Below are 25,569 nucleotides of genomic sequence, written 5' to 3' on the forward strand. Positions count from 1 at the left end.
TTCTTGTCTATACAAGTAGCAAAGGGCGTGCCAGGCCGATCACAAAAATGCATTGCCCGCCCTGTCTGGGCGATCGGCAAAGTGTGACACAGCACCTGCACCAGAGCGATGCACAGCCTGCACCGATGGGGCGCAGCCGACGGAAACGGATGTATATACATTCACGTAGCGAGACAGTAAACTTGAGGCATTATCTGGATAAGGAACAGCAAATGGTCGAGCATACGGCACTGGCACAACTGGCTGCGGCCATGAGCGATGAACCCGCGCCGATTTATCAGCGGGTGAAGCAGGCGATTGTCAGCCAGATTCGCGAAGGGCTATGGAAAGCGAACCAGCGTGTGCCCTCAGAAAGTGAACTGGTGAATGAACTGGGCGTCAGCCGGATGACGATCAACCGGGCGCTGCGTGAACTGACCAGCGAAGGGTTTCTGGTACGGATGCAGGGCGTCGGCACCTTTGTCGCCGAGATGAAAGGCTATACCGCGATGCTGGAAGTGCATAACATCGCCGATGAGATCGCCCAGCGCGGTCATCAGCATAGCTGCAAGATCCTGGCTATCGGCCAGAATAAAGCCGATCCGGAGCAGGCGGCGGTGCTGGGACTCACTACCGGACAGACGCTCTATCACTCGCTGATTGTCCATTACGAAAATGAGCTGCCGGTGCAGCTGGAAGATCGACTGGTCAACCCGCTGGTGGCACCCGATTATCTGACCCAGGATTACCACAGCCAGACGCCTTACACCTATCTGATGCGGGTCGCGCCGCTGACCGCGGGCGAGCACATTGTTGAAGCGGTGCTGCCCGATGCGCGTCAGCGTAAGCACCTGGCGCTGGAGGAGCATGAGCCCTGCCTGCTGATCCGTCGTCAGACCTGGAGCGATAACAAAATCGTCACCTATGCGCGCCTGCTCTATCCCGGCTCACGTTATAAATTGCTGGGCCGCTTCAAGGGACACGGTTAAGCCGGGTCAGCAGCAGTCGGGCATCGTCGCCGATCGGGCTGAGCCGGATCGTCTCATCAACCCAGGCCGCACCCTGCTGTGCCGTCAGTCGCTCGCCGTTTGCCAACTGCCATGCACCCGCCACGACCCAGGCGACACCGTGCAGGCTGCTGACCGCATCGGTTACCACCTCAACCGTTGCCTGCCATTGCCCGCGTCGGGTCATGATATTGAAATCCTCACTGATTCCGCCCTCAAGCCGGGCGTTTAACGCCAGTTCGCCAGCAAACGCCCAGGGCTGGAGCGGCGTTAAACGCTGCTCAACGCCAGGAGCGGTGAGGGCGACCGCGTCACCGTGCAGCAGAGTGATGATGCGATCCACGCCCGGAAAGGCGGAGAACGGCCCGTCCTGCGCCAGCGTCGCGATGCTGGCTCGCCATTCAAACGCGGCCGCGCCATGTGGATAACTGATTAACTCGCGGGTCTCCCCGCCGCCGTTACGCCAGCGACTGACCGCCAGCTCAGCATACGCAAATCGAATCATCGCAGTGCCGCCATCGCCTGACTGAACCGGGCAGCACAGGCTTCCTGTGCCGGATGATAACCCTCCTCGATAACCGCTTTACCGGCGACGTAGACGTCACGGATCTGATCGCGCTGACCGGCAAACAGCCAGCGATTCAGCACCGAACGGGGCTCCACGCTGCCGAGCCACGCCTCGTCACGCAGCACCAGCCAGTCGGCCCGCTGTCCCACCGCCAGCGACCCTTGCTGAATGCCGCACGCCTGAGCGCCGCCTGCCGCTGCCTGCTGCCACAGCAGATCGCCGACCGAGGCCTGGCCCGGCAGAGTGATACGATTGCGGCGCTGGTCACGCAGCCGCTGGGCATATTCCAGCCAGCGTAACTCTTCGTTGATACTCAGCGAAACGTGGCTGTCCGAGCCAATACCCCAGCGTCCGCCCTGGGCGATATACTCCACTGCCGGAAAGATGCCATCACCGAGGTTGGCTTCGGTGGTCGGGCATAATCCCGCCACCGCGCCGCTGGCAGCGAGACGTGACAGTTCGCTCTCATCCAGATGCGTGGCGTGAATCAGGCACCAGCGCGCGTCGACCGCAAAGCGATTCAGCAGCCACGACACGGGTCGTTCACCGCTCCACGCCAGCGAGTCGCTGACCTCTTTTTGCTGTTCAGCAACGTGAATATGCACCGGCAGCGCCGGATCACTGGCTGCCAGCACCTGATGCATCTGACTTTCACTCACCGCGCGCAGCGAATGGAAGCAGAGACCGGCATTCAGCAGCGGCCGGTTTCGTTGCAGCGCATGCAACCGCGACTGCTGCTGCAGATAACTCTCGGTTTGCTGAATAAAGCGTTTCTGTCCGGCCGCAGGCGGCTGGGCACCAAAACCGCTGTAGCTGTAGAGCACCGGCAGCAGAGTCTGACCGATTCCCGCGATCTCTGCCGCGCGGATCAGCTGTTGCAGCATCGCGTCGTCGGGGTAGGGCGCGCCGTCAGGATCATGATGCAGATAGTGAAATTCTGCCACCTGGCTGTAGCCGCCTTTCAGCATCTCAATGTAGAGCAGAGCGGCAATATCGCCGACCTGTTCCGGCGTCAGGCGCTGCACCATCCGGTACATCAGATCGCGCCAGGTCCAGAAACTATCCTGCGGATCGCCCGCCACCTCGGCTAATCCCGCCATGGCGCGCTGAAAGGCGTGTGAATGCAGATTAGCGATCGCCGGGATCACCTCGCCATTCAGCCGGATCGCCCCGGCGTCGTGGCTGTCAGGGGTCACTGCATCAATAAAACCGGCCGGATTGACCGAGATCCGAACCTGATGTCGCCAGCCTTCAGCCAGCATTGCGCGCGAGGCAAAAAAAGTCGCCATGGTTGATCCTCAACGGATGTAGTTGTATATACATATACATACTTTAACGCACAGTGTAAACGGCGGAGGCATGAGGCAGCGATGGCAGAGGATATGCGCGTAGAGAGTGTGTGGACCGGAGCCGATCTGGTCACCATGCGTGACGGAAAGTACCATCTGATCCCGCAGGGCGCGCTGGTCGTCCGGGCGGGCAGGCTGGTGTGGGTCGGCTCTGAAGCGGAGATGCCCGCTTTTATCGCCGAACAGCACCACCAGCTGCCCGGCGGCATTATTACGCCGGGGCTGGTGGATTGTCATACTCATCTGGTGTTTGGCGGCGATCGCAGCCAGGAGTTCGAGCAGCGCCTGAATGGTGTCAGTTATGCGGAGATTGCGGCGCAGGGCGGCGGCATCCTCTCTACCGTGCGCGCCACCCGCAACGCGACCGAGGATCAACTGGTAGCCGCGGCACGCTGGCGGCTCGATCGCCTGCTGGCGGAAGGCGTCACCACCGTTGAGATCAAGTCCGGCTACGGGCTGGATGAAGAGAGTGAACTGCGGATGCTGCGTGCGATTCGCCGGCTGGGTGCCAGCGTGGCCGCTGACGTGCGGGCAACCTGTCTGGCCGCCCATGCGTTTCCGCCGGAGTTTAAACATCATCCGGAGGGCTGGATTGATATCATCTGCCAGCGCCTGTTGCCTGCGGTGAAAGCAGCGGGACTGGCCGATGCGGTCGATGCCTTTTGCGAGCATCTGGCGTTTTCACCGCAGCAGGTGACGCGGGTATTTGAATGCGCGAAAGCGCTGGGACTGCCGGTGAAGTTGCATGCTGAGCAGCTTTCATCGCTGGGCGGGGCGACGCTGGCGGCCAGCTTTGGAGCCTTGTCGGCCGATCATCTTGAATATGCGACCGAAGCCGATGCGCAGGCGATGGCGCAGCACGGCACGGTCGCCGTTTTGCTGCCCGGTGCGTTTTATCTGCTGCGTGAAACCCAGCGTCCGCCGGTGGAACTGTTTCGTCGCTACGGCGTGCCGATGGCGCTGGCCAGTGACGCCAATCCTGGCACTTCACCCGCTCTGTCGCTGCGGCTGATGCTGAACATGGGCTGTACGCTGTTTGGCATGACGCCGGAAGAGGCGCTGGCCGGGGTCACACTCTATGGCGCTCAGGCGCTGGGGTTAGCCGACACACAGGGTTCGCTCGAAGCGGGAAAAGTAGCGAACTTTGTCCACTGGCCGCTGGCTCGTCCGGCGGAACTGGTTTACTGGCTGGGGGGCGAGTTGCCCTGTACCGTCATCTATCGTGGAGAACGCCGATGAATGCTTTTCATTTTACTCAGGGCCAGCTGCCGCTGCTGGTCAGCATCCCGCACGCCGGTACCGCTCTGACGCCAGAGGTTGAAGCCGGACTGAGCGAGGCCGCACGCGGCCTGTCGGACACCGACTGGCACATTCCGCTGCTGTACGATTTTGTCCGTGATCTGGGGGCCAGCGTGCTGATTGGTCACTATTCCCGTTACGTGATCGATCTCAACCGGCCGCCGGATAACCAGCCGCTCTACAGCACCGCCACCACCGGCCTGTTTCCGGAGACGCTGTTTGACGGCACGCCCACTTTTGCGCCCGGTAAAACGCCGGATGCGGTCCAGCGTCAGGGTTATATTGACCAGATCTGGCAACCCTATCATCAGCAGATCCAGCTGGAGCTGGCACGCCTGAAAGCGCAGTACGGTTATGCGCTGCTGTTTGATGCGCACTCTATCGCCAGCGAGATTCCGCGCCTGTTTGAGGGGCGTTTGCCCGATCTCAACGTCGGCACCAACGACGGCGCCAGCTGCAGTCCGGCGCTGATTGCCGCCATTCAGGCGGTGTGTGCCGAACAGAGTGATTACAGCTGGGTGGTGAATGGACGTTTCAAAGGCGGCTACATCACCCGCGCTTACGGTCAGCCGCAGCAGCAGATCCAGGCGGTACAGCTGGAGCTGGCGCAGCTTAATTACATGGATGAGACGCCGCCCTATGCGTGGCAGCAGACACGCGCCAGCCAGCTGCAAAAATTACTGAAAGCGATGTTGCAGCGGATGCTGATGCAAGCCAGCGCCTGATAGTCCGATGCACTTACCCGGTGCATCGCTGCGCTAATCAGGTGCAACAGCGGACGCATACCCGCGTGTCGCCCGCTGTTAACCCGCCTTCCACCGCCAGAACAGAGCTGGCATAACCTTTGCTAAGTTGTATGTACAAGTGCAACGACGGCCATTCACGCAGAATAATTCTTGTCTGGCTCACAAAACGATAAAGACGGCAATGAACTGCGCCACGTTAACTTGTATATACATGACATATCATCCTGTGAAATTTATGTTAAATCTCGCCAGGGCGATGACCAGGCCGCAACTTTTCAGGAGAACCGTATGACACACCGTCAGATCCTTCGTCGTTTAACGCTCGCGACCCTTGCTTCCAGCCTGTTGCTCTGTGGCGTGACTGCCCAGGCGAAAGAGTGGAAATCGATCACTATTGCTACCGAAGGCAGTTACGAACCCTGGAACCTTACCCTGCCTGGCGGCAAGCTGGGCGGCTTTGAGCCGGAACTGATGGCTGACCTGTGTCAGCGTATGGCAATCCAGTGCAAGCTGGTAGTGCAGAACTGGGATGGGATGATCGCTGGCCTCAACGCCGGGAAATATGATGTGATTATGGACGCGATTGTTATCACTCCCGATCGCAAAAAAGTGGTGAATTTCACCGTACCTTACGCCTCAACGCCCGCCACCTTTATCAGCACCAAAGGCAGTCTGCTGCCTGCCGATGCCCAAATCATCAAGCTGCATGATGATGCTCAGCAGATCGAGAAAGCCATTGCCCCGCTGAAAGCGGCGCTGAAGGGGAAAAGCATCGGGATCGCCTCCGGCACGGTCTATACGCCGTTCATCGATAAATATTTCAAAGATGTCGCCGATGTTCGCGAGTACACCAGCTCTGCCGACGCGATTCTCGATTTGCAGGCGGGTCGTATCGACGCCGTGTTTGACGACGTGACGTTTGCGCAGTCGATGCTGGCGCGCCCCGATAACAGCAACCTCAGCTTTAGCGGCCCACAATTGGGCGGTCCGATCTGGGGCGAGGGCGAAGCGATGGGGGTGAGGATGGCGGATAACGATCTGAAAGCCAGACTCGATCAGGCGATCCAGGCAGCGCTGGCCGATGGCACGGTGAAAAAACTGAGTGAGAAGTGGTTTAAAACAGACGTCACCCCCTGAGTGAGGTAAATCATGATGAGCCTGCTGAGTTTTGGCGCAGACGGTTGGGGTCGCTTGATCCTGAGCGCGACGCTGACCACCGTGCTGCTCTCCTTTGCCGCGCTGCTGGTCGGAGCGGTAGTAGGGTCCGGCGTGGCGGCGGCAAAGCTATCGCCGCACCGGGCCGTGCGCTGGCTGGGAGAAGGCTATTCGGTGGTCTTTCGCGGCATTCCTGAACTGCTGGTGATCTACCTGTTCTACTTCGGCGGATCGGGTTTGATCACCCTGATAGGGCAGCTGTTTGGTGCTGATGGGTTTATCGAAGCGCCGCCGTTTCTGATCGGCGCGCTGGCTATCGGGCTGATTTCCGGCTCTTATCAGGCGGAAGTCTACCGTGCCGCCCGACTGGCGCTGGCAAAAGGGGAGATTGAAGCCGCGGTGGCTATCGGGATGCCGCGCTGGCGTATACGGCAGCGCATCCTGCTGCCTCAGGTAGCGCGCTATGCGCTGCCGGGGCTGTCAAACGTCTGGCAGATGAGCCTGAAAGATTCCGCGCTGGTGTCGGTGACCGGCATCGTGGAACTGATGCGCGCCAGCCAGATCGCGGCCGGTTCCACCCGGGAATACTTCACCTTTTACCTGGTCGGCGGTGCTTGCTATCTGGCGCTGACGCTGCTGTCGAACCGTGCCTTTTTGCGGGCCGAATCCCGCCTCGGTCGTGCCTGGCAAAGCCGTACCGCAGCCCAGCATTAAGGAGTCCGATAATGATCGATTTTGCTTTTCTCAGTGACACCTTTCTTAAGCTGAGCGCCGCGTTGCCGGTAACCCTCGGCCTGTTTATCAGCGCCTTCCTGTGCGGCGGCGTGCTGGCAGTGGGTATCCTGGCGATGCGCATGAGCCGCTGGCGGCTGCTTAGCGCCTTTGCCCGTGGCTATATTCTGGTGTTTCGCGGTTCACCGCTGATGATTCAGCTGTTCCTGATCTACTACGGACTCGGGCAGTTTGGCGTGATCCGTCACAGTTTCGTCTGGCCGTTTTTGCGTGAGCCGTTTAGCTGCGCGGTGCTGGCGCTGTCACTCTGTACCGCTGCCTACACCGCAGAGATTCTGCGTGGCGCATTACTGGCGGTGCCGCCCGGCCAGGTGGAAGCGGGCATGGCGTGTGGCATGTCGCGCGGCCTGCTGCTGCGGCGAATTATTGCGCCAGTGATGTTGCGCTATGCGCTGCCCGCCTACTCGACGGAGGCGATTCTGCTGGTCAAATCGACCGCGCTGGCCAGCCTGGTCACGGTTTGGGACGTCACCGGCGTGGCGCAGCAGATTATTCAGCGAACCTACCGCACCATGGAAGTGTTTCTCTGCGCCGCGGCAATCTACCTGATCCTCAATTTCATTATCGTTCAACTGTATGCCTTGCTGGAGCGGCGTCTGACACCGGTGCATAAACCGGCAAAAAAGCCGTTACCAACCGCTAAGCCGATCCCCGGAGGAGAATAATATGTCAACCCTGCCACCTGTCACGCTGTCGGCCAGCGATATCCATAAATCCTTTGGTGCGATGGAGGTGCTGAAAGGCATCTCACTGCAAGCGCACCAGGGAGATGTCATTTCGATTCTGGGTGCCAGCGGCTCGGGGAAAAGTACCTTGCTGCGCTGCATCAATCTGTTAGAGACGCCTGATGCCGGCGTGGTCAGTGTCGGCGGCGAAACCATTGAGATGAAGCGCCATGCCCGTGGTCATCAGCTGGCAGCGAATCCGCGACAGATTGAGCGGTTGCGCTCGCGGCTTGGCATGGTATTTCAGAGTTTTAATCTCTGGTCACATTTAACGGTGCTGCAAAACGTCATTGAAGGACCGCATTACGTGCTGAAGCGTGACAAAAAAGCCTGCATCGCCGAGGCAGAGAAGCTGCTGGATCGTGTTGGCTTGCTGAACCGCAAGGATTTCTATCCGGCGCAGCTCTCAGGCGGACAGCAGCAGCGGGTGGCGATTGCCCGCGCGCTGGCGATGGACCCTGAAGTCATGCTGTTTGATGAACCGACCTCGGCGCTCGATCCCGAACTGGTGGGGGAGGTGCTGAAGGTGATGCGCAGCCTGGCGGAAGAGGGACGTACCATGCTGGTGGTTACGCATGAGATGGGATTCGCGCGTAACGTCTCTAACCGGGTGGTATTTATGCATCAGGGCACCATCGATTGTCAGGGCACGCCACAGGAGATGTTTGGTGAGCAGGGATCGGCGCGTTTTAAACAGTTCATTTCCAGTCATCATCAGGTGGAGCCGGTGCTATGAGTCAGACTATCGTCTGGGGCGATACGCCGCTACAGTGGCGGGACGTGGTTCAGGTGGCGCGACAGGGCGCGACGCTGACGTTGAGCGACAGTGCCTGGCAGCGCATTGCCCAGGGTCGGGAAATTGTCGGTAATATCGTGGCGGCAGGAGAGGTGGCCTATGGCATCAATACTGGCCTCGGCGCGCTGTGCAATATCACCCTGCCGGACGATGAGCTGAGCCAGCTGTCACGGAATACCTTACTCAGTCACGCCTGTGGCGTCGGGCCCTGTCTGGGAAAGCCCGAGGTCCGCGCCATTCTGTGTGCCGCGATTGCTAATTACAGTCACGGTAAATCGGGCGTGTCGGTGGCGCTGGTGGAACGACTGCTGGCGCTGCTTAATTTGCACATCACGCCGCAGGTTCCGTCTCAGGGCTCGGTGGGCTACCTGACCCATATGGCGCACATTAGCCTGGCGCTGATTGGCATCGGTGACGTGGAGTATGATGGGCAGCTGATGCCGGCGCAGCAGGCGCTGGAGCGCAATGGATTAACGCCTTATCGGCCTGCGGCAAAAGAGGGGCTGAGTCTGGTCAACGGCACGCCGTGCATGACCGGTCTCGCCTGCCTGGCGCTCGACGATGCCGAACGTCTGCTGGACTGGGCCGATGTCACTGGCGCGATGAGTTTTGAAGCCTTGCGTGGCCAGCTGGCGGCTTTTGATCCTGAGGTGCTGGCGCTGAAAGCCAGTCCCGGTATCCAGCGCAGCGGTGAACGTTTACGCCAGTTATTAGCAGACAGCAGGGTGTTAAGCGAGAGTCAGGGCATTCGCACTCAGGATGCTCTCAGCCTGCGCTCAATGCCGCAAGTGCATGGTGCCTGTCGCGATCAGTTCGATCATGCGCAGTGGCAGGTGTCGACTGAGCTGAATGCCTGTACTGACAATCCGCTGGTGCTCGGCACGCCTCAGGCATGGCGGGTGGTTTCGCAGGCCAATCCACACGGCGAATCGGTGGCAATGGCGTGTGACTTACTGGCAATCGCGCTGGCGGAGCTGGGTAGCATTGCTGAACGGCGGCTCGATCGGCTGGTTAATCCTCTGGTGAGTGGGCTGCCGCCGTTTCTGGTGGCGCAACCTGGCGTCAATTCCGGCATGATGATTGCCCAATATGTTGCGGCGTCGCTCTGCGCGGAAAACCGCCAGCTGGCACAACCGGCCGTGCTGGACAACTACGTCACCTCCGGATTGCAGGAGGATCACCTGAGTCTCGGCACCGGCTCCGCACTCAAGCTGTTAAAGCTGGTGAACAATGTCGATCACATCATCGCTATCGAATACCTGTTGGCCGCACAGGCACTGGAATTTCACGGCGAGGCGCGGTTAGCCCGTGGCACCTTACGTGCCTGGCGGCATCTGCGACAGCATGTGGCAAGCTGGCAACAGGACCGCTGGCTGGCACCGGAGATTGCCAGGGCGGTAGGCGAAATTAAAGCGCATCGACCTGATGCGCTTTAACCCTTAGCGGCGGCGCGCGTCGGGGCGAACTAAATCGAAGCGTTGCGCTTCGCTGATGCCGTAGTAGGCGCTGGGTCCACCGGCACGCAGAATCGGCTCGGCTTTGGCGGTCTGATAAATACCCGCTTCCAGCAACGTTTCACTGATGTGGATCGCCACCGCTTCGCCCAGCACCAGCCAGCTCTCTATCGGCTTTCCCTGCGCATCCTGTAACTGGATCAACTGCGTCAGCCGACACTCAAAGTTAACCGGGCTCTCGCCGACCAGGCTGGCTTTCACCTGTGAGGCGGGTAACGGTGTCAGTCCGGCATAGGCAAACTCATCCTGATCGGCGGGCAGTGACGCCGAGCTCTCATTCATCGCTTCAGCCAGTGGCCGGGTCGCCAGATTCCAGACAAACTCTTTGGTGTCAGCGATATTCTGTACGCTGTCTTTCCAGCCGCTGCTGGCGAAACCGATGATCGGCGGATGGTAGTTAAAGCAGTTAAAAAAGCTGTAAGGCGCCAGATTGCGCTGACCGCTGGTGCTGATCGAACTGATCCAGCCAATCGGACGCGGGCCGATGATAGCGTTCAGCGGATCGTGGGGCAGACCGTGGCCGGCACGCGGTTGATAGGAATAGCGTTTATGCGTCATAACCTCTCCGGTGGGGAATTTTATTCATCTTAGCCCGACAGCATCGTCTGGCAACACCCCAAATGCGTAAGCGGATTGTGCGGGTTTATTTTCCGCCGCCTACAGCGTATTGTACGCGCGCCTGAATAATTGAGAGAACGTATGAAAAAGTCAGCCAGCTCGTCGCCTTTCCACGCCCGCAATCGCCACCAGGGCGAATACGATTTTGCCGCGTTAACCGCTGCACATCCGCCGCTGGCGGCCAAAGTGCGGCCCAACGGCTATGGCGTGCAGTCGATCGATTTTGCCGACGCGGACGCGGTGATGTTGCTCAATCAGGCGCTGATTAAACTGTTTTACGGCATCGACTGGCAGCTGGCACCGGGTTCGCTTTGCCCGCCCGTGCCGGGCCGCGCCGATTACCTGCACTATCTGGCCGATCTGCTGGCGCTGGATAACCACGGCGTCATTCCGACGGTTGACGTGCTCGATATTGGCTGCGGTGCAAACTGCATCTATCCGCTGATTGGCGCGGCGGAGTATGGCTGGCGCTTCACCGGCACCGAAATTGATGAGGCGGCGATCAAAGCCGCCAACCGGATTGTCGCCGCTAATCCCGGCCTGGCGCGCCAGATCCGCCTGCGCCGGCAGAAAAACAGCGATGCGGTACTGTCAGGCGTGGTGAGTAAAACCGAATTTTTCCACGCGGTAATGTGTAATCCGCCGTTCCACGCTTCGGCTGAGGAGGCGGCGGCGGGATCGCAGCGTAAAGTGCGCAATCTGGGCCTCGATAAAAATGCGCCGCTTAACTTCGGCGGTCAGCACAATGAGCTGTGGTGCGTCGGCGGCGAAAAGGCGTTTGTCGGTAAGATGATCGGTGAAAGCGTGGCGCTGGGGCGCCAGGTGATCTGGTTTACCTCGCTGGTGTCGCGTAAAGAGAATTTAGCCACGCTGGAAAAACAGCTAAAAGCGCTTGATGTTGCTGAGGTCCGGGTAGTGAATATGGCGCAGGGACAGAAACAGAGCCGCTTCCTGGCGTGGAGTTTTATGCCCGCCGCTCAGCGCACAAAAGGACTCAGCCGCTAATTCTCAGGGCGGGCCGGCGGGCCCGCCCTGAACTTATGGCAGCGGCGGCATCGGCCACATCGCTGGCGGTTTGCATCACCTGCACTCTCTGGTGCGGCGCTTTAATCCCGGCGGCGTCAAAGTGCTCCTTCACTTTATCGTCCAGCGCAAAACGCACCGTCCACTGCTTCAGCCGTTGGGTAGTAAAGGAGACGTGCACCCTAAACGGCTGGTCGGTCAGGCCGACCAGCCCGGCAAAACCTGACTCGCCAGTCACCCTGCCGCGAATTTCCGGATTCTCCAGTCACTCTTTCACCGCCGCCTGCAACGCCTGATTAGCGCGTTCGCTATCCTCATTGCGATCCACATCATAGTTGGCGAAAAACGACCCGATGTTGCGCACAAAGTTGGCAAAGGGAGTAATCGATGAGCAGGGAATGATGTGATAGGCGCCGGTATCCTGACGCACGCCGACCGAGCGAATCGACATCCGCTCTATCGTGCCGGTAATGGCACCGATGGTCACCAGATCGCCGGTATTCATCCCGTTTTCGAACTGGATGAAGATACCGGTAATGATATCGTTCACCCGCGTCTGTGAGCCGAATGAGATCGCCAGCCCCAGCGCACCGGCATCGGCCAGCAGCGGCGCAATATTCACGTCAATCTCAGAGCCGGATCATAAGGGTGATGGTAGTGATCACCACCGCCAGCGCGTTGCGGAGCAGGGTGAGTAAGGTGCGGGTGCGGGCGCTCGGCATCGGACGGCCATGTGAGTCGGATGCCAGCCGGCTCTCAATCAGGCTGGGCAGAAAAAGCGGGCCGGCAGTGCGGCCCGCCCGTGATCACGAGACGTGCTGCAGAAATTCGCGCAGACGGTCGCTGGGAGGATTGCTGATCAGGCTGTCCGGATCGCCATCTTCGGCAATGCGGCCTTTGTCGATAAAGATCAGACGCGATGCGACTTTCTTCGCGAAGCCCACTTCGTGGGTCACGATCACCATCGTCATGCCTTCTTCCGCCAGGTCCTGCATCACTTTCAGCACTTCGTGACGCAGTTCCGGGTCCAGCGCCGAGGTCGGCTCATCGAACAGCATCATTTTGGGTTTCACCGCCAGCGCACGGGCAATCGCTACCCGCTGCTGCTGACCGCCGGAAAGCTCAGACGGGAAGTGATGGGCGCGTTCTGCCAGCCCCACTTTGCCCAGCAGCTCTTTCGCCAGCTGACGTGCCGCCTCTTTGCTGGCGCCGCGTACCCGAATCGGACCAAAGGCGACGTTATCCAGCGCACTCATCTGTGGGAACAGGTGAAACTGCTGGAATACCATGCCCGCTTCCTGACGGATCAGGCGGTCATCTACTTTCGGATCGTTAACCCGCAGGCCATCGACGATCAGTTCGCCGCTGGTGATCTCTTCCAGTTTGTTAATGCAGCGCAGCAGGGTGGATTTACCTGAGCCGGACGGCCCGATAATCACCACGACTTCGCCCTGATTAATCTTCAGGTCAATGTTATGCAGCACCTGGGTCTGACCAAAATGCTTCGAGACATCTTTAAATTCAATCACAGGATTTTCACCCTTTTCTCAACACGGCGCAGCACAAAGCTCAACACCAGGGTAATCACCAGATAGATGATCGCGACGGCGCTCCAGATCTCCAGCGCGCGGAAGTTACCGGCGATAATCTCCTGACCCTGACGCGTCAGTTCAGCGACACCGATAACGATAAACAGCGAGGTATCTTTGATGCTGACAATCCACTGGTTACCCAGCGGTGGCAACATGCGGCGCAGCGCCAGGGGCATAATCACATAGCGCAGGGTTTCGCGGCTCGACAGGCCGAGCGCCAGGCCCGCTTCACGAAAGCCTTTGTTGATCGACAGCACCGCACCACGGGTAATTTCCGCAATGTAGGCGCCGGAGTTAATCATAATGGTGACCACGGCCGCGCTGAACGGGTCGATACGCAGGTCGGGGAAGGCCATCGGCAGGGCGAAATAGATGAACATCACCTGCACCACAATCGGGGTGCCACGGATGATTTCAATAAACACCAGCGCAATGTTGTTGGTGATCCAGCCGCCGTAAGCGCGGGCGAAACCGGCGACGAGGCCGATAATCAATCCGCCCACCAGACCGATGATTGAGATGATTAAGGTCATCTTCGCGCCTTCGAGCAGCGCCGGCATGGCGGGCCAGATAACGCTCCAGTCAAACTCCATGGTGTGACTCCAGATATGTTGCGAGGAAAAAAGCAGGGAAAACGTTTCCCTGCTGAAAATTAAAACTGCTGCAAATTGTTATTTAGGCTCAGTACCGAACCATTTTTTATACAGCTGATTGTAAGTGCCGTTCTCTTTGATGGTTTTCAGTGCGCCGTTTACTTTTTCACGTAAATCGTCGCTGCCTTTCGGGAAGGCGATGCCGTACTGCTGCGCTTCAATCGATTCGCCTACCGCTTTAAAGCGGCCTTTACCGGCGGTATTGATGAAGTAGAGGATGTTTGGTGTATCGTGCAGAACCGCGTCAGCGCGGTTGGTGCCGAGTTCCATGTAGGCGTTATCGATGTTCGGGAACTGACGCAAATCTTTGGTTTTGATGTTGGCTTTGGCGTAATCCACCGAGCCGGTGCCGCTCTTCACTGCCACTACTTTGCCGGTCAGATCGCTGATGCCTTTGATGTCGTTTTCGTTATTACGCACCATTACCAGCAGACCGCTTTTGTAATAGCCATCAGAAAACTCGATCGCCTTTTTACGTTCTTCGGTAATGGTAATTCCCGCCAGCGCCAGATCGACGTTGCGGGTCTGCAGTGCCGGAATAATGCCGCTGAAATCCATTGGCTTGAGGGTGTAATCGAGCTTCAGTTGTTTAGCGATCGCATCCCACAGATCAACGTCGAAGCCGACATATTTGTCGCCCTGTTTGAACTCAAAAGGAACGAAGGCGGTGTCAGTGGCGACCACCAGTTTCTTTTCTGCTGCAGTGGAAGAGAGGGAGAAGGCCAGCGCCAGCGCGGCCACAGAAACTTTTAACAGTGACTTCATCATTTTTCCTTATTACTACCAGGCGGCAGGGCCTGTGTTTGCGGCTTGTCATATGAAAGAATTATGCCAACTTTGCAAAATACACCAAATCAGTAGGTTAAATAACCCAGCTGACTCGATTTTGCAGGAATATCTGCCTCTGCACTAATTTGGTGACCCAAATTAGTGCAAGTTGCTGTTTTGGTGCAACCGGTAGTGTGCCTCAGATGTTAAAGCTGTGAAGCGAAGGAGGGAAGAACTGTTAACAGGGTCATAAAATTACGATCGTGCAGACGTAAAAAAGGCGGGTCTCCCCGCCATTTTTGTCTCATTGATGAATCAATGGAAATTATTCAATGTTCGCTTCGATAAACCACAGGAATTTATCCAGGTCACGTGAAGCAGCGGTAAAGATATCCGCGGTATCTTCATCTTTCACTTCTGAGATAGCTTTACGGGTATCGTTCGCCACGATGCTGTAACGATCGGCCAGCGCTTTCAGATGGTCCTGCACGCTGTGGATGTTAAGCGGATAGCTTTTCAGTGGGGTTTTATCATTCACCACCTGCGCGGTACCCAGCGCGACGCCGCCTAACTGTACAACACGTTCTGCAATGGTGTCCTGATGGTCAGTGATGGCGGTACGGAAGCCGTCCAGCATTTCATGTACACCAATAAAGTTAGCGCCACGCATGTTCCAGTGGGCCTGCTTGGTGATCAAAGACAGATCAATAAACTCGACAACCAGACGGTTCAATACCTCAATGGTGGCTTTTTTCTCATCATCTGCCACATCGTTACGGGTATAAATCAGGTCGGAAGATTTAGTTTTAACCAATTTAGCGGTACTCATCGTTTCAGTCCTCTCTTTGATGGTTGTCCTAATCAAGTACCGGATAAGTATAGCAGCGGTTTTCAGCTTTGCATTAACGGCCGTATCGATGAATGAAATAGCGTGTAACTTTGGAACGGCGGATGGCAGTCGGGAAAGATTAACGAAATGTTAAAATATAAACCTGAGAATTTTAGCAACAAAAACATCAGGTTAATCTTATATGTAAATAACCGATAAGCGACTGTTTCAAAATACGAAAGACAGCCTGTTGATTTAGTTAAGAATAATTCTCACGTTGAGTGTGATTGTTATTTAAACGATTGAACCCGACGCTATTTATCGCTTATTTGGGCGTGCCGCTGTTAATTTCCACTTCGCTCAACTGGTTCTTTTTCGGCTTCATCGTGAGAGTCGAACCGGCTGAGGCGCTGATGATCGCCAGCAGCGCCAGCCATTGCGTCAGGGTTAAGGTCTCACCGAGAAACAGCATGCCGGAAAAGGCCGCCATCGCCGGCTCCAGACTCATCAGCGTGCCAAAGATACGGGCCGGTAAGCGCGTCAGGGCGATCATTTCAAGCGAGTAGGGGATAGCGCTGGAGAGTAACGCCACCAGCAGCGCCATCGGGAGAATACTCCAGTGCCAGATACCGCTTTCGGCGAAGGTCAGGCCGAGCGGGACAAAAATGACCGACGCAATCAGGGAGCCGATCGCTACCGTGGCGGGACCGTGTTCGGCACCGGCGCGCTGACCCGCCAGAATATAAATCGCCCAGCAGGCGCCTGCGCCGACCGCCAGTGCCGCGCCCAGCGGATCGATGGTTGCCATTCCGGCACCCAACGGCAACAAAAATCCTAATCCGATGACCGCCAGCAGCACCCAGACAAAATCGAGCAGGCGACGCGATCCAAATAGCGCCAGCGCCAGCGGGCCGGTAAACTCAAGGCCGACCGCCACGCCGAGCGGTACGGTCCGAATCGCCAGGTAGAAGAGAAAATTCATCGCGCCCAGCGCCAGTCCATACATCAGCAGCGGTTTACGCTGTTCCCGGCTGAAGCGTAAGCGCCACGGTTTAAAGATCACACAGAGGATCAGCGTGCCAAAACCAAGACGCAGTGCAGTAATGCCGGTTGCCCCAACGCTGGGGAACAGCGTTTTGGCCAGGGAAGCACCGCCCTGGAGCGATAACATCGCGATCAGCAGCACAGTAATCGGTAGCAATACGGGCGTAAGGTTTTTTGAAGCTGAAGAGGCTGACATCCTGTGTACATTTCCTGGTGGTTAACCCGATGAGTCAGTGAGTGTAAAGGAAATGGCGGCCAAAAAAATGACAGAGTGACGTTTAAATTTGCGTTAACTGCACAAATTTTGTCCGGATTCAGGGCCATTTTGGTAAAGAAACGTCAGGATTTTTTAGGATTTAACTTAAAGACCCAAAAGAGGAAAAAAAATTTATTGCAGGAAGATGACGGTTTTTATAAGAAAAATGAATGACATAGGATGTCGCATTAACTTCCTGTTACACCAAACATTCTGTTAGACAACAAAATGCGGGCAGAGTTTCTCGCTATTTTTTGTTATATTTTCAGCGTTGTCAGGAGAGAAGTATTTTCACATTTGAGGTGGTTATGAAAAAAATTGCATGTCTTTCAGCATTAGCCTGTGTACTGGCAGTATCTGCAGGTTCAGCAATGGCACAGAGCACCGTAACTGGTGGCTATGCTCAGAGCGATTACCAGGGCGTGGCTAACAAAGCTAACGGCTTCAACCTGAAATACCGCTACGAAGACGGTTCTAACCCACTGGGTTGGATCGGCTCATTCACCTACACAGAAAAAGATAACACCGATTCTGGCATTTATAACAAAGGCCAATACTACGGTGTGACCGGTGGTCCTGCTTTCCGTCTGAACGACTGGGCAAGCATCTACGGTGTTGTGGGTATCGGCTACGGTAAATTCCAGCAGAACGATACTGCATCACGTGACAAATCTGATTCAAGCGACGTAGGTTTCTCTTACGGTGCAGGTATGCAGTTCAACCCAATCGAAAACGTTGCACTGGACGTGGGCTACGAGCAGAGCCGCATCCGTAACGTTGACGTTGGCACCTGGATTGCCGGCGTAGGTTACAGCTTCTAAGTTTCAGCTTAGACGACCTGCCAAAAAACGGCCCTTTATGGGCCGTTTTTTATTGCGCGCGATTCAGACTGCCGCAGCCACCAGGCCGTCTTCGGCTGCTAACCGGAGTAAGCGCCGATCAAAACGAGAAAAGCGGGTGGAGAGATCTGCGATAACGCGGTGACGGCTTACTGTGGGCGTCGTTGACGGCGGTAACGATGATGGCAGCAGAAAAGATGGCAGCAGAAAAGATGGCAGCAGAAAAGGGCACGAGCAGAAAAAACCGAAGCGGCCTTTCAGCCGTTTGCTGAAAGGCACCAAAGGGGTGGCTGTGAAAAAATTAACCGCGCCAGATCAGATTCTGGCAGCGACGATCTTCAGGCTTTTTGCCCAGTAATTTTTCAATCAGCATCAGGCGCAGCGTGAATGGGGAACGCGCCAGCAGGCACAGCCAGGATTTCATCTCCGTGGTTGTTCTCTTTTCAGCCTGGAAGCATTTGCTGCTGTCTGCACAGCATTTCAGGGTGCTCATAGAATCACCTCCCAATCAGTATCGACGTAAAAGTAAGCAGAGTCCGGCGACGTAACCCATAAACAACAACAGTAACAGATAGGGATCGAACATGATCTTCATCTCCGGCTGCTTACATTATCAACAAATATAGCATTGGCTATATCATTTAGCCAAGGCTAATCACGAAAAATTTGAGCTTCTTTGCACCTGGTTTACAATGAGCGCAGCTACATCCGTACGGCAGTGACAGTACGGAACATAATAAAGAGGAAGCTGAATGACTCGTCGTGCCAAAAGCGTGGTTTCTGCCCCGCAAGGACCACTGAAAGATATTGAAGAGCATGTCGAAGGTTTTCGGCAGGTGCGTGAAGCGCATCGTCGTGAATTAATTGATGACTACGTTGAGTTAATTTCTGATTTGATTGGTGAATTTGGCGAAGCACGCCAGGTTGATATGGCCGCACGCTTAGGCGTTTCGCAGCCGACGGTCGCCAAGATGCTGAAACGTCTCGGCAGCGCCGGGCTGGTTGAGCAGGTCCCTTACCGTGGTGTGTTTCTGACCCGCGAAGGCGAAAAACTGGCTGAGGAGAGCCGGGCCCGTCATCACATCGTTGAAACCTTCCTGCTGGCGCTGGGGATCAGCCCGGAAACGGCCCGCCGTGACTCTGAAGGGATTGAGCATCACGTCAGTGATGAAACCCTGGCCGTATTCCAGAAATTTTACGAAACACGTTAACCTTTAAGGCGCACCGCCATCATGCCGCAGCTGTTTCGATCTTTTTTGCATGACTCGATTTTGCATTTACTCGTCGTTATTGGTGTGGTTCTGGCATTTCTGGCCGATTTTCGCTGGCCCGATCTGCCTGGCGCGGTCGACTGGCACACCATCATTACCCTGACCGGTTTATTGATCCTGACCAAGGGGCTGGAAACCAGCGGCTATTTTGATGTGCTGGGCGGCCGGTTGATTGCCCGCTTTCGTCATGAGCGCGCGCTGGCTCTGTTTATGGTTCTGGCCGCCGCGTTGCTTTCGACTTTTCTTACCAATGATGTGGCGCTGTTCATTCTGGTGCCGCTGACTCTGACGCTGCGCAAGTTCTCCCGCTTGCCGATCTCCCGGCTGATTATCTTCGAAGCGTTGGCAGTAAACGCCGGATCGCTACTGACGCCGGTCGGTAATCCGCAAAACATCCTGTTATGGAGTCACGGCTCGCTGAGCGTGGCCGGTTTTATTGTGCAGATGCTGCCGCTGGCGGTCTGGCTGCTGCTCAGCCTGGTGGTGTTAACCTGGTTTAGCTTTTCGAAGCGTACCATCGACAAGCATGACAATCCTGAACAGCCCCAGTGGCAGAAGCCGCTGTTTATGGTCAGCGTACTGTTATACGTGCTGTTTATCGCCGGGCTGGAGTGGGAGATCACCGGCTGGGTGCTGCTGCTGATCCTCGCTATTTTTATGGTTATGGCGCGGCCGGTTTTACTCCGCATTGACTGGAGTTTGCTGGCGGTCTTTATTGCCATGTTTATCGATGTCTGGCTGCTGACGCGTTTGCCGGTGATGCAGGCGCACTTTGATCAAATCACCCATCTGGGGCAGGGGCAGCTCTACCTGCTGGCGATTGGATTATCGCAGGTGATCAGCAACGTCCCGGCGACCATCCTGCTGCTGCAAAAAGTCCCGCCGTCAGAGGTGCTGGCCTGGGCGGTGAATATCGGTGGTTTCGGCCTGCTGCCTGGCTCGCTCGCCAACCTGATCGCGTTACGGATGGCGCAGGATCGCGCCGTCTGGTGGCGTTTTCATCTCTTTTCCCTGCCGTTACTCGCCTGGTCAATGGCCAGCGGCTGGGTGCTGTTGCGTCTGCTCAATTAAGCCCATCAGATCCTGCTGCCGTTCACAGGTGGCAGGACGTGCCTCTTTTCTCAAGTTAAGTAAAGTTGCACTGGATTTTGTCAATTTCCGATCTAAGGTTAACGAGACCTTTTATGCCCGGGAATTAGGGCCTTAGCCAGTGATGGGAACTATGAGCGAGAACAACCAACGCGATCCACACCAGCAGGACGCCGATAACGCGTCGGATAAGACCAATCAGTCTGATGAAAATCAGCAGCAGGATCAGCAGCCTGAACGCAAGCGACCCGGTAAAAAGCCGTTGATTATTCTGGCGATTGTGGTGGTGGTGATGCTGATTGTGGGTTTCTGGTTCTGGTTCTCTACCCGTAATCAGGAGACCACTGACGATGCCTTCACCGAAGGCGATGCCGTGACGATTGCCCCGAAAGCGTCCGGTTATGTGGTGAAGCTGCTGGTTAAAGATAATCAGCGGGTGAAGAAGGGCGATCTGCTGGTCGAAATCGATCCCAGCGACAATAAGGCCCAGCGCGATCAGGCGAAGGCGCAACTCGGCCTGGCGGTGGCTCAGCTGCATCAGGCACAGGCGCAGCTGGCGCTGTCGCGGGTGCAGTATCCGGCTCAGCGCGACCAGGCATTAGCCGATCAGGCCAAAGCGGAAGCGAACCTGCTTAACGCGCAGGCGGATTACCGTCGCCAGCGGGGCGTTGACCCGCGCGCCACCAGCCAGCGTAATATTGACACCGCGGCGGCGCAGTTACGCTCGGCGCAGGCCCAGTTGCAGAGCGCGAAAGCGCAGGTAGAAGTGGCGTCGCAGGTGCAGTTGCAGATTCGCCAGCAGGAAACCAACGTTGAAGCGCGTCAGCAACAGGTCGAACAGGCGAAAGCGCAGCTCAACACTGCCGATCTCAATCTCTCTTATACCCAGGTCCGCGCGCCGTACGACGGATTTGTCACCAAACGTAATGTGCAGCCCGGTACGCTGGTTCAGGCAGGAACTTCCCTGTTTTCACTGGTTTCTCCCGATATCTGGATCACTGCCAACTTCAAAGAGTCGCAGCTTGAACGCATGAATCCCGGCGACAAAGTGGCGATTACCGTCGATGCCTGGCCGGATATGAAGCTGGAAGGGCACGTCGACAGTATTCAGATGGGCTCCGGTTCGCGCTTCTCGACCTTCCCGTCAGAAAATGCCACCGGTAACTACGTCAAAATTGTTCAGCGTGTGCCGGTGAAAATCGTGATTGATAAAGGTCTGGACCCGAATCATCCGCTGCCGCTTGGTCTGTCGGTTGAACCGAAGGTGACGGTGGAATGAGTGCCACCCAGAGCTGGAAACCGGCCAGCAATCCGTGGTTAGTCGCGATCACGGTCACCCTGGCGGTGTTCATGGAGATTCTCGACACCACGATTGTCAACGTGGCGCTGCCGCACATCGCCGGTTCGCTCTCTTCCAGCTACGATGAGTCAACCTGGGTACTGACCTCCTATCTGGTGGCGAACGGCATTGTGCTGCCGATCTCCGCTTTCTTCAGCCGTCTGTTTGGGCGTAAACAGTTCTTCCTGATCTGTATCGTGATGTTCACCATCTGCTCATTCCTGTGCGGCATCGCCACCGAACTGTGGCAAATAATTCTGTTCCGCGTTTTACAGGGCTTTTTTGGTGGTGGCCTGCAGCCGGTGCAACAGTCGGTGCTGCTGGACTATTTTAAAGCCGAGGATCGCGGCAAAGCGTTTGGCCTCTCGTCTATTGCGATCATCGTTGCGCCGGTTATCGGCCCGACGCTGGGCGGCTGGATCACCGATAACTACAGCTGGCGCTGGGTGTTCTTTATCAATATTCCGGTCGGCGTGCTCACCGTACTGGCGATCTACCAGCTGCTGGAAGATCCGCCGTGGGAGCGCAAATGGGCCAAGGGTAAACTCAAGATCGATTACATCGGTATCAGTCTGATCACGCTGGGTCTCGGCTGTCTGCAGGTGATGCTCGATCGCGGCGAGGATGAGGACTGGTTCGCTTCGCACTTCATTGTGCTGTTTGCCATTCTGGCGCTGATCGGCATTGTTGGCGCGATCTACTGGCTGATGTATGCCCGCAAACCGGTGGTCGATATTCTGGTGATGAAAGACCGCAATTTCTGGGTTGCCGGGCTGTTGATGGCCGGTATGGCGATGATCCTTTATGGCAGCTCGGTGGTGTTACCGCAGCTGGCGCAGCAGGATCTGGGTTATACCGCCACCTGGTCCGGTCTGGTGCTGTCACCCGGTGCGGTGCTGATTGTACTGACGATCCCGCTGGTGCTGAAGCTGATGCCGATTGTGCAGACGCGTTACATCATCGCCTTTGGTTTCAGCTGTCTGGCGGTGGCCTTCCTCTACTCCGCTACGCTGACCCCCAACGTCGATTTCACCACGCTGGTACTGATGCGCAGTGCGCAGTCAATTGGCCTCGGTTTCCTGTTTGTGCCGCTGACGACGATTGCGTTTGTTACTATTCCGCAGCGGCTTAACGCTGACGCCTCGGCGCTGTTTACCATGTTCCGTAACGTCGCCGGGTCGATTGGCATTTCATTATCGACCGCTGCCATCACCGAGCGTGAGCAGGTCCGTTCCGCCCATATGGTGCATAACATGACGCCGCTCAACGAGCCGTTCAATATCACCGTTCAGCACTGGGCGCAGGCGATACGCGACTTTACCTCAGCGGTCGGCGATCCGATCACCCTGGCGACCGGTCAGCTCTATCAGGAGATGATCGCCCAGTCGCGCATTCTCGCTTACATCGATGTTTTCTCAGGCCTGAGTATTGTCGCCCTGATTTTGATTCCATTTTGTTGGCTGCTGTCGCCGATTAAGAGCGAAGGCAGTGCAGGAGCACACTGACATGAAGGTTATTACTTCCCGCGGCCTGAAACCGTTGAGCCTGTTAACGCTGGCAATGTGGCTGGCTGGCTGTGCCGTCGGGCCAGATTATCAGGCCCCGAAACCCACGCTGCCTGGCAGCTATAACACCCTGGATTCGCAGGAAGCGTCAAAGCCGCAGAGTGCGGCGATCAACTCGCGCTGGTGGCGAACCTTTAACGATCCGCAACTCGACAGCCTGATTGCCCGGGCGATTGAGGGCAACCTGACGCTGCAACAGGCGGTGCTGCGCATTGCCGGCGCGCGTGAGCAGCTGAGCCAGGCGCAGGGCGGCCTGTTTCCCAGCCTCAACGGTTCGGCCAAAGTTAATCGCCAGCAGCTGGGTCTGGAAGGATTGCTGAAAGCCAATGGCGCAACCGACCAGCTCGACAGTAATGTCGCCAGCCAGCTCGATGGCCTGACGCAGCCGGTCACCCTTTATCAGGGCAGTTTCGATGCCAGCTGGGAACTGGACCTGTGGGGCAAAGTGCGCCGTCAGGTTGAATCCGCCAATGCTCAGCAGCAGGCGGCGATTGAGCAGCGCAACGATGCGCTGGTGTCGCTGGAAGCGGAAGTCGCGCGCGCCTGGCTGCAACTGCGCGGCGCGCAAAGTACTATCCAGACGCTGCAGCAGCAGATTGATGTGGCACAGCAGACCGTCGAACTGACTCAGAGCCAGCAGCGTAACGGGCTGGCACCCTTAACCGATGTGGAGAACGCCCGCGCCCAGCTCAGTAGCCTGCAGGCGCAGCTGCCGCAGTATCAGTCGCAGGCGCGCCAGGCGATGAATGGGTTAGCGGTGCTGCTGGGCAAAACGCCGGGTTCGCTGGATGCGGAACTCAGTACGCCTAAAGCGTTACCGCCGCTGCCGCAGTTTGTCCCGGTCGGCATTCCTTCCACGCTGGCCCGCCGTCGTCCCGATATTCGTCAGGCGGAAGCGACGCTGCATGCACAGACAGCGGAGATTGGCGTCTCCGTGGCGCAGCTATTCCCCAGTCTCTCCCTGACCGGCCAGCTTGGCGTGCGCAACACCGACGTCAGCTATCTGGATAACTGGAGCAGTCACTTCTACAGCTACGGTCCCGCCTTATCGATTCCGATTTTCCAGGGCGGACGGCTGGTGTCGAGCGTTAAGCTGGCACGCGCGCAGCAGGCCAGCGCCGCACTCGATTATCGCCAGACGGTGCTGACCGCCTTACAGGATGTGGAAAATGCGCTGGTCAGCTATCGCGCCGATCAGCAGCGCGTCACCGCGCTGGACCAAACCACCGGTTCGCTGCAACGTGCCTTTGATCTAGCCAGCGACAGCTATCGTCAGGGACTTTCAACCTTCCTGGAGGTGCTGGATGCGCAGCGTCAGCTGGCGCAGGCTGAAGAACAGGCCACCCAGGCACGGATGCAGAGCGCGCTGGATTTAGTCGCTTTGTATAAAGCGCTGGGCGGCGGCTGGGAAACCTATCAGAACGTCGACCTGCCGCAATATTCTGTATTTGGTCCGGCGACCACGGTTAATTAATCGCCAGGCTGTGGCAGCATACGCGCTGCCACAGCCTGTTAACGCCTCACCCGCGTTGTCGTTTTTGTGGACAGCAGCCTGCGCTATTTACCCATTATTTTCGCGTTAACACCTTGAATAATATCTCTTCCTCTCCATTTTCGCCGTCGGGCAGGGAGGAAAATAAAACAGCATGACTGTCAGGACTATTATCTTGTGCCGCGGCGCAGGGCTGGGCATTATTTTGCAACCCGGATAAATAACCTCATTTTAACCCTGCATCGGGTGCGGGCTTTTTCCGTTTTTATTCACGGCGCTGGATTTTAAGCCTGCCAGCTGTAGCCCCTAATAGGTCGGGCGGTGCCCTGGCTAATCTGTCATCCTGCGGCCGGTCACCTGAGGATTATCCGACAGTCAGCGTCCGACGCCACAAATTGTTTAAAACCGCCGCGTCAGGAAATAAAAAATTGCAGGCTGGATACACCTTTTGCGCTATTACAGCGCAGAAGCGGGGACATTTTGAACCTTAATCTGTAACCTTGTGTGACTGAGATCGAAATTCAGACAGCCGTTAATGATCTTTTTTTCTGGCGACATCGCAAAAATAAACAGTTCCGGCGGACGGTTTCCCCCGCAGCTCTCTGCCGGGCGCGGCAGGCAACGGATGCATGAAATCGATTCCAGCACCAGAAGTGCAGCGCCGTTCGGTGTTAATTCAGCGTTAATAAAACGTCAGGAATTAGCCGCTAGCGTTGACGAGGAATTTTAAAATTAACCGATAAGAATTATCCGTAGCGTAAAAATAATTTATTTTTTTATTTGAATTAGGTAATCTTGTCGCTACAGTTTTATTAACCCCCTTAATCAAGGACATTGTGATGAGTGACGCATTTAAAGTTCTGAACAATATTCGCACATTACGTGCCCAGGCCCGTGAACTGCCATTGAGCGATCTGGAAGAGATCCTGGAAAAATTAACCGTTGTCGTTACCGAGCGCCGTGAAGAAGCGGAAGCGGAAGAGACGCAAAATCGCGAAAAAGAAGAAAAGCTGTCGAAATATCGCGAAATGCTGCTGGCTGACGGCATCGATCCTAATGAATTATTAGGTGCGCTGGAAACCGGTAAAAAACGCGCTAAGCGTGCGCCGCGTCCGGCTAAATATTCTTACACCGACGAAAACGGTGAGAAAAAATCATGGACCGGCCAGGGCCGTACCCCGGCAGCGATTAAAAAAGCGCTGGACGCCGGTAAAAGCCTGGACAGTTTCCTGATCGATTGATCGACACAATCCTTGTAAGT

Annotated in this window: 25 protein-coding genes and 1 pseudogene; 16 read left to right on the top strand and 10 right to left on the bottom strand. The window is 56.6% G+C overall.

Features of this window, described 5'->3' with window-relative positions:
- Positions 1-212: 212 nt before the first annotated feature.
- Positions 213-968, top strand: a complete 756-nt coding sequence (hutC, locus tag ACX3P5_RS05625) for a histidine utilization repressor (RefSeq protein WP_094119372.1) — start codon at positions 213-215, stop codon at positions 966-968.
- Here the strand turns inward: hutC and ACX3P5_RS05630 are convergent.
- Together ACX3P5_RS05630 and ACX3P5_RS05635 are read right to left on the bottom strand one after the other, a co-directional pair.
- The gene (locus ACX3P5_RS05630; protein ID WP_458968394.1) at positions 952-1,491 is read right to left on the bottom strand and encodes a HutD/Ves family protein; all 540 of its coding nucleotides are present in this window, start codon (positions 1,489-1,491) and stop codon (positions 952-954) included. The genes hutC and ACX3P5_RS05630 overlap by 17 nt on opposite strands.
- Positions 1,488-2,843: a formimidoylglutamate deiminase gene (locus ACX3P5_RS05635; RefSeq protein ID WP_458968395.1), complete on the bottom strand. Its 1,356-nt coding sequence runs from the start codon at positions 2,841-2,843 to the stop codon at positions 1,488-1,490. Before ACX3P5_RS05635 ends, ACX3P5_RS05630 begins: the two co-directional genes overlap by 4 nt.
- 81 nt (positions 2,844-2,924) lie before the next feature.
- On the opposite strand from ACX3P5_RS05635, the gene hutI reads away from it, so the two are divergent.
- The 7 genes from hutI (at position 2,925) to ACX3P5_RS05670 (ending at position 9,852) form a co-directional block, all read left to right on the top strand.
- Complete coding sequence (gene hutI / locus ACX3P5_RS05640; RefSeq protein ID WP_458968396.1) at positions 2,925-4,142, top strand: imidazolonepropionase; 1,218 nt, start codon at positions 2,925-2,927, stop codon at positions 4,140-4,142.
- Positions 4,139-4,927, top strand: coding sequence for an N-formylglutamate deformylase (gene hutG / locus ACX3P5_RS05645; protein ID WP_458968397.1), 789 nt, complete (start codon positions 4,139-4,141; stop codon positions 4,925-4,927). The genes hutI and hutG overlap by 4 nt, the downstream gene beginning before the upstream one ends.
- Before the next feature lie 309 nt (positions 4,928-5,236).
- On the top strand, positions 5,237-6,085 hold the full coding sequence (locus tag ACX3P5_RS05650) for a transporter substrate-binding domain-containing protein (protein ID WP_458968398.1): 849 nt from the start codon (positions 5,237-5,239) through the stop codon (positions 6,083-6,085).
- Between the two features lie 12 nt (positions 6,086-6,097).
- Complete coding sequence (locus ACX3P5_RS05655) at positions 6,098-6,817, top strand: ABC transporter permease (protein WP_233984796.1); 720 nt, start codon at positions 6,098-6,100, stop codon at positions 6,815-6,817.
- Between the two features lie 11 nt (positions 6,818-6,828).
- Positions 6,829-7,560, top strand: coding sequence for an ABC transporter permease (locus tag ACX3P5_RS05660; RefSeq protein ID WP_233984795.1), 732 nt, complete (start codon positions 6,829-6,831; stop codon positions 7,558-7,560).
- 1 nt (position 7,561) lies between these two features.
- Entirely contained in the window at positions 7,562-8,356 is a 795-nt protein-coding gene (locus ACX3P5_RS05665; protein ID WP_233984794.1) for an ABC transporter ATP-binding protein, read from the top strand.
- Complete coding sequence (locus tag ACX3P5_RS05670) at positions 8,353-9,852, top strand: HAL/PAL/TAL family ammonia-lyase (RefSeq protein WP_458968399.1); 1,500 nt, start codon at positions 8,353-8,355, stop codon at positions 9,850-9,852. The genes ACX3P5_RS05665 and ACX3P5_RS05670 overlap by 4 nt, the downstream gene beginning before the upstream one ends.
- 3 nt (positions 9,853-9,855) lie before the next feature.
- On the opposite strand, the gene ACX3P5_RS05675 is transcribed toward ACX3P5_RS05670, so the two are convergent.
- Positions 9,856-10,488 carry a flavin reductase family protein gene (locus tag ACX3P5_RS05675; protein ID WP_233984792.1) on the bottom strand — a complete coding sequence of 211 codons (633 nt, stop codon included), beginning with the start codon at positions 10,486-10,488 and terminating at the stop codon, positions 9,856-9,858.
- A gap of 141 nt (positions 10,489-10,629) precedes the next feature.
- Here ACX3P5_RS05675 and rlmF point away from each other — a divergent pair, with 141 nt between their 5' ends.
- Positions 10,630-11,553: a 23S rRNA (adenine(1618)-N(6))-methyltransferase RlmF gene (gene rlmF, locus ACX3P5_RS05680; protein WP_233984791.1), complete on the top strand. Its 924-nt coding sequence runs from the start codon at positions 10,630-10,632 to the stop codon at positions 11,551-11,553.
- Here the strand turns inward: rlmF and ACX3P5_RS05685 are convergent.
- The 6 genes and pseudogenes from ACX3P5_RS05685 to rhtA form a co-directional block, all read right to left on the bottom strand.
- A pseudogene (locus tag ACX3P5_RS05685) lies at positions 11,543-12,356 on the bottom strand (mechanosensitive ion channel domain-containing protein); the annotation flags it as partial. The gene rlmF and the pseudogene ACX3P5_RS05685 overlap by 11 nt on opposite strands.
- 21 nt (positions 12,357-12,377) lie before the next feature.
- The gene (glnQ, locus tag ACX3P5_RS05690; RefSeq protein WP_233984790.1) at positions 12,378-13,100 is read right to left on the bottom strand and encodes a glutamine ABC transporter ATP-binding protein GlnQ; all 723 of its coding nucleotides are present in this window, start codon (positions 13,098-13,100) and stop codon (positions 12,378-12,380) included.
- Positions 13,097-13,756 (bottom strand): glutamine ABC transporter permease GlnP, encoded by a 660-nt coding sequence (gene glnP, locus ACX3P5_RS05695; RefSeq protein ID WP_031377032.1) that lies wholly within the window; start codon positions 13,754-13,756, stop codon positions 13,097-13,099. Before glnP ends, glnQ begins: the two co-directional genes overlap by 4 nt.
- Positions 13,757-13,834: 78 nt before the next feature.
- The gene (gene glnH, locus ACX3P5_RS05700; protein WP_094119364.1) at positions 13,835-14,581 is read right to left on the bottom strand and encodes a glutamine ABC transporter substrate-binding protein GlnH; all 747 of its coding nucleotides are present in this window, start codon (positions 14,579-14,581) and stop codon (positions 13,835-13,837) included.
- A 328-nt stretch (positions 14,582-14,909) separates the two neighbouring features.
- The gene (gene dps / locus ACX3P5_RS05705) at positions 14,910-15,413 is read right to left on the bottom strand and encodes a DNA starvation/stationary phase protection protein Dps (protein WP_233984789.1); all 504 of its coding nucleotides are present in this window, start codon (positions 15,411-15,413) and stop codon (positions 14,910-14,912) included.
- A 325-nt stretch (positions 15,414-15,738) separates the two neighbouring features.
- Positions 15,739-16,653, bottom strand: coding sequence for a threonine/homoserine exporter RhtA (rhtA, locus tag ACX3P5_RS05710; RefSeq protein ID WP_458968400.1), 915 nt, complete (start codon positions 16,651-16,653; stop codon positions 15,739-15,741).
- 368 nt (positions 16,654-17,021) lie between these two features.
- On the opposite strand from rhtA, the gene ompX reads away from it, so the two are divergent.
- Positions 17,022-17,534 (top strand): outer membrane protein OmpX, encoded by a 513-nt coding sequence (ompX, locus tag ACX3P5_RS05715; protein ID WP_233984787.1) that lies wholly within the window; start codon positions 17,022-17,024, stop codon positions 17,532-17,534.
- 319 nt (positions 17,535-17,853) lie between these two features.
- On the opposite strand, the gene ACX3P5_RS05720 is transcribed toward ompX, so the two are convergent.
- Positions 17,854-18,045, bottom strand: a complete 192-nt coding sequence (locus ACX3P5_RS05720) for a hypothetical protein (protein ID WP_458968401.1) — start codon at positions 18,043-18,045, stop codon at positions 17,854-17,856.
- Positions 18,046-18,304: 259 nt separating this feature from the next.
- Here ACX3P5_RS05720 and mntR point away from each other — a divergent pair, with 259 nt between their 5' ends.
- The 6 genes from mntR to ACX3P5_RS05750 all read left to right on the top strand — a co-directional run bounded on the left by mntR (position 18,305) and on the right by ACX3P5_RS05750 (position 25,549).
- A complete protein-coding gene (gene mntR / locus ACX3P5_RS05725; RefSeq protein ID WP_094119359.1) occupies positions 18,305-18,763 on the top strand; it encodes a manganese-binding transcriptional regulator MntR in 459 nt (152 codons plus the stop codon).
- Between the two features lie 21 nt (positions 18,764-18,784).
- A complete protein-coding gene (locus tag ACX3P5_RS05730) occupies positions 18,785-19,894 on the top strand; it encodes an SLC13 family permease (protein ID WP_458968402.1) in 1,110 nt (369 codons plus the stop codon).
- Between the two features lie 151 nt (positions 19,895-20,045).
- Positions 20,046-21,191, top strand: coding sequence for an HlyD family secretion protein (locus tag ACX3P5_RS05735; RefSeq protein WP_233984784.1), 1,146 nt, complete (start codon positions 20,046-20,048; stop codon positions 21,189-21,191).
- Positions 21,188-22,756 carry a DHA2 family efflux MFS transporter permease subunit gene (locus tag ACX3P5_RS05740; RefSeq protein ID WP_336754938.1) on the top strand — a complete coding sequence of 523 codons (1,569 nt, stop codon included), beginning with the start codon at positions 21,188-21,190 and terminating at the stop codon, positions 22,754-22,756. Before ACX3P5_RS05735 ends, ACX3P5_RS05740 begins: the two co-directional genes overlap by 4 nt.
- Position 22,757: 1 nt before the next feature.
- Positions 22,758-24,290: an efflux transporter outer membrane subunit gene (locus ACX3P5_RS05745; protein WP_233984782.1), complete on the top strand. Its 1,533-nt coding sequence runs from the start codon at positions 22,758-22,760 to the stop codon at positions 24,288-24,290.
- 857 nt (positions 24,291-25,147) lie between these two features.
- Positions 25,148-25,549, top strand: coding sequence for an H-NS family histone-like protein (locus ACX3P5_RS05750; protein WP_233984780.1), 402 nt, complete (start codon positions 25,148-25,150; stop codon positions 25,547-25,549).
- The last annotated feature ends 20 nt before the right edge of the window (positions 25,550-25,569 follow it).

The organism is Pantoea sp. S-LA4, assembly GCF_054482835.1.

Bases quoted from the DNA above. Each gene is read 5' to 3' on its own strand.
- ACX3P5_RS05650 (WP_458968398.1), top strand. From the start codon at position 5,237: ATGACACACCGTCAGATCCTTCGTCGTTTAACGCTCGCGACCCTTGCT.
- hutC (WP_094119372.1), top strand. From the start codon at position 213: ATGGTCGAGCATACGGCACTGGCACAACTGGCTGCGGCCATGAGCGAT.
- mntR (WP_094119359.1), top strand. From the start codon at position 18,305: ATGACTCGTCGTGCCAAAAGCGTGGTTTCTGCCCCGCAAGGACCACTG.
- ACX3P5_RS05735 (WP_233984784.1), top strand. From the start codon at position 20,046: ATGAGCGAGAACAACCAACGCGATCCACACCAGCAGGACGCCGATAAC.
- ACX3P5_RS05670 (WP_458968399.1), top strand. From the start codon at position 8,353: ATGAGTCAGACTATCGTCTGGGGCGATACGCCGCTACAGTGGCGGGAC.
- ompX (WP_233984787.1), top strand. From the start codon at position 17,022: ATGAAAAAAATTGCATGTCTTTCAGCATTAGCCTGTGTACTGGCAGTA.
- ACX3P5_RS05665 (WP_233984794.1), top strand. From the start codon at position 7,562: ATGTCAACCCTGCCACCTGTCACGCTGTCGGCCAGCGATATCCATAAA.
- hutI (WP_458968396.1), top strand. From the start codon at position 2,925: ATGGCAGAGGATATGCGCGTAGAGAGTGTGTGGACCGGAGCCGATCTG.
- ACX3P5_RS05740 (WP_336754938.1), top strand. From the start codon at position 21,188: ATGAGTGCCACCCAGAGCTGGAAACCGGCCAGCAATCCGTGGTTAGTC.
- hutG (WP_458968397.1), top strand. From the start codon at position 4,139: ATGAATGCTTTTCATTTTACTCAGGGCCAGCTGCCGCTGCTGGTCAGC.
- ACX3P5_RS05730 (WP_458968402.1), top strand. From the start codon at position 18,785: ATGCCGCAGCTGTTTCGATCTTTTTTGCATGACTCGATTTTGCATTTA.
- ACX3P5_RS05655 (WP_233984796.1), top strand. From the start codon at position 6,098: ATGATGAGCCTGCTGAGTTTTGGCGCAGACGGTTGGGGTCGCTTGATC.
- ACX3P5_RS05660 (WP_233984795.1), top strand. From the start codon at position 6,829: ATGATCGATTTTGCTTTTCTCAGTGACACCTTTCTTAAGCTGAGCGCC.
- glnH (WP_094119364.1), bottom strand. From the start codon at position 14,581: ATGAAGTCACTGTTAAAAGTTTCTGTGGCCGCGCTGGCGCTGGCCTTC.
- rlmF (WP_233984791.1), top strand. From the start codon at position 10,630: ATGAAAAAGTCAGCCAGCTCGTCGCCTTTCCACGCCCGCAATCGCCAC.
- ACX3P5_RS05745 (WP_233984782.1), top strand. From the start codon at position 22,758: ATGAAGGTTATTACTTCCCGCGGCCTGAAACCGTTGAGCCTGTTAACG.
- ACX3P5_RS05630 (WP_458968394.1), bottom strand. From the start codon at position 1,491: ATGATTCGATTTGCGTATGCTGAGCTGGCGGTCAGTCGCTGGCGTAAC.
- ACX3P5_RS05750 (WP_233984780.1), top strand. From the start codon at position 25,148: ATGAGTGACGCATTTAAAGTTCTGAACAATATTCGCACATTACGTGCC.
- dps (WP_233984789.1), bottom strand. From the start codon at position 15,413: ATGAGTACCGCTAAATTGGTTAAAACTAAATCTTCCGACCTGATTTAT.
- ACX3P5_RS05720 (WP_458968401.1), bottom strand. From the start codon at position 18,045: ATGAGCACCCTGAAATGCTGTGCAGACAGCAGCAAATGCTTCCAGGCT.
- ACX3P5_RS05635 (WP_458968395.1), bottom strand. From the start codon at position 2,843: ATGGCGACTTTTTTTGCCTCGCGCGCAATGCTGGCTGAAGGCTGGCGA.
- rhtA (WP_458968400.1), bottom strand. From the start codon at position 16,653: ATGTCAGCCTCTTCAGCTTCAAAAAACCTTACGCCCGTATTGCTACCG.
- ACX3P5_RS05675 (WP_233984792.1), bottom strand. From the start codon at position 10,488: ATGACGCATAAACGCTATTCCTATCAACCGCGTGCCGGCCACGGTCTG.
- glnP (WP_031377032.1), bottom strand. From the start codon at position 13,756: ATGGAGTTTGACTGGAGCGTTATCTGGCCCGCCATGCCGGCGCTGCTC.